The sequence below is a fragment of the Synechococcus sp. R8-2 genome (genome assembly GCF_047461715.1).
In the GTDB taxonomy this organism is placed as follows: Bacteria; Cyanobacteriota; Cyanobacteriia; order Thermostichales; family Thermostichaceae; genus Thermostichus.
The window spans coordinates 1-2,308 of sequence record NZ_JANSHQ010000268.1; the positions used below are offsets into that span (position 1 = coordinate 1).

The 2,308-nt window shown below is 61.1% G+C and carries 1 protein-coding gene; it reads right to left on the bottom strand.

The window, feature by feature from the left end; all coding sequences use genetic code 11:
• Nucleotides 1–1,964 (bottom strand): GAF domain-containing protein (locus NW819_RS07070; RefSeq protein ID WP_414413321.1); only part of this gene is annotated, 1,964 nt, incomplete at its 3' end.
• Nucleotides 1,965–2,308 lie beyond the last annotated feature (344 nt).

A 2,308-nucleotide genomic window follows, 5' to 3' on the forward strand; every position in this document is an offset into this window, starting at 1 on the left:
TGCTCCGCACCGCTGACGCGACTGAGCCAAGTGCGGCTGGCAGGGGGGATCTGCTCCTGGGTGAGCGGCAGAGGTTCTGCCGACTGCAGCGCGTAGGCCAGTAGGGGATCTTGCAGATCGATCTCGGTGGGGCCGGTCTCCGTCCCGGCAGCAAAAGATGGCTGGAGCTGAGCCCGGCTCTCCCCCGGCTGCCAACTAACCATGAGCGCCAGAGGGATCCCCAGCAATTGGGCCGTCTGTCGAGTGGTAGTGGTGTACAGATCTGACAAGGTGGCCGAGTTTTGCAAGGTTAAACAAGTGGTGATCAGGCCCTTGAGCAACTGCTCTTGTCGTTGCCGGCGTTGTTCTGACCGAATTTGCCGCAGGAACCCCCACACCTGTTGGGCGATCCCCCGCAGCAGTTGCCGCTCTTCCCGGCTCCAGGCCCGTAGCTGGGGATGCAACACCAAGAGCAGCCCTTCCACAGGTGTGGTGGCGGTACCGCCGACCCCGGTGTGGGTCAGCATCAGGGAACGAACTCCTGCCAGTTCCTGCCGCCAAGAGAGCAGGCGCAGATCTTGGTCGTAGTTTTCTGCCACCACCACCTCGCTGCGCATGAGATCCTGCCAGTCCTGGTCGCTCAGAGGGCTGAGCTGCTGTGGCAAAGTCTGCTTGCCTTCCCTGCGGTACTCGTAGAAGAGGCGGGGGATGGGGCTGTCGGGATCCACCGTCAACACGGCCACTGCACCGACTTTCAGGCGCTGGGCCAGGCCGACAACGGCTTGCTGGAGAGCCTGTTGCAGCTCCGCCGGGTTGTAAAGCGAGCGGCCCACCTGTTGCACAAACTCTTGGTCATCGGCCAACTGGCGAATGCGGCGATCCAGATTTTCTAGGGGGGCAGCCAAGGCCAACCCATTGGCGGCAGCAGCTACCAACTGTCGCTCAGCGGCTTGCCAGGTACGGGGCACATCCGATTGCACCCAGATGAACCCCAGCAGATCCTTTTCCAGCAAAATCGGGGCTGCCAAAACGGCCTGGGCCCGCAACTGCTGCATCAGCTTGGGGGGAACCTCAGAGCGAGTCGTCCCTGTGCCGCCCACCACCACCTGGCCATCGGCGAGGGTGTAGTACATGTCCCCCAATTCCCGCAGCGAAAGGCTGACCTCTCCTGTCGGCCCTGCTCCGACTTTCTCCGCCCCGCTGTCGCGAACAGCTTTGGGGACGCTCCCGTGGGGAACGAACTGACCCTGGCTGCGCTCGTGCCAATACACCTGAATGTGGACGGCGCCCAGAAAAGACTGTAACTCCTGCCTCACCAGGCTGACCCGTTCCTGCAGGGATCCCACCTGGCGCATCGCCGTTCCCAACCTCAGGAGCGGATCCTCAAGGCGCTTTTCGGTCTGCTGTTGCCAAGCGTTTTCCAACTCTTGCAGAGAAGCTGCCAACTGCCCCAGCAAAATCCCCAGGAGAGCCTTTTCTTCCTCACGGGTGGTAACCCCCCACATTTGGGATCCCAGCATCAGGATCCCCAAGCAGCGCCGCCGTCCCACTGCCGTTCGCGACAGCGGGCCGTAGGCCGAGAAGGGATAAATGAAACAGCCCTGGATCCCGCCCAGTCGCCTGGCCTCCCGCTGCCAAATGCCCATGCGCGGTTCCTGAGAGAGGTCGGGCAGGCTGATCGGTCGCTGCTCGATCACCACCTGCTCCAGGATCTCCCCCGGCTGTAGAGGATGCACCGCCCGCAGTAGGGTTTGATCCTCAAGAAGGGTCACTCCCCCCTGACCCACCAACTGGTGATTTGGATAGTCGTAAAAGGCCAGCCAGATCAGCGGCGCCCCAAACGCCGCCTTGACATACTCCAGCGTGAGCTGAACGAGGGTGTTGGCATCGCTCTGCTCCCGCATCTGCTGCAAGGTTGCTTGCAGGGCCACCAGGGGAGATATTGGCCCAGCTCTATCGGAATGAGGGGGAACAGACTGAACCATACCTGTGTGGAGCTATTCTGCGGGTTCCTCTGCAAGTCAATGCCCTCTCAGCCAGATCTCCGTCGGATCTGAGCCTTATTTGTTGCTGGGCAACGCTGAGGCAACAGGTGAGAAGAAGAGAGCCCGGACTTGTTGCTGTTTGAAACAACTTTGGCATACTCTCCGCCCCAAGGGGCAGGGATTCTCGACGTCGGGCGTTCGCCCCATCCTCGACGCAGTGAAAGATTTGGTTTTCATCTCTCACCCAGCCCCAGTGTAGTCTGTCTGCAGCCGTCCTTCATGGCTTCCTAACTTCCCTGGGGTTGGTCGCGGAACGCTTGGAGAGTGTCTCAATCTAGTTTGGA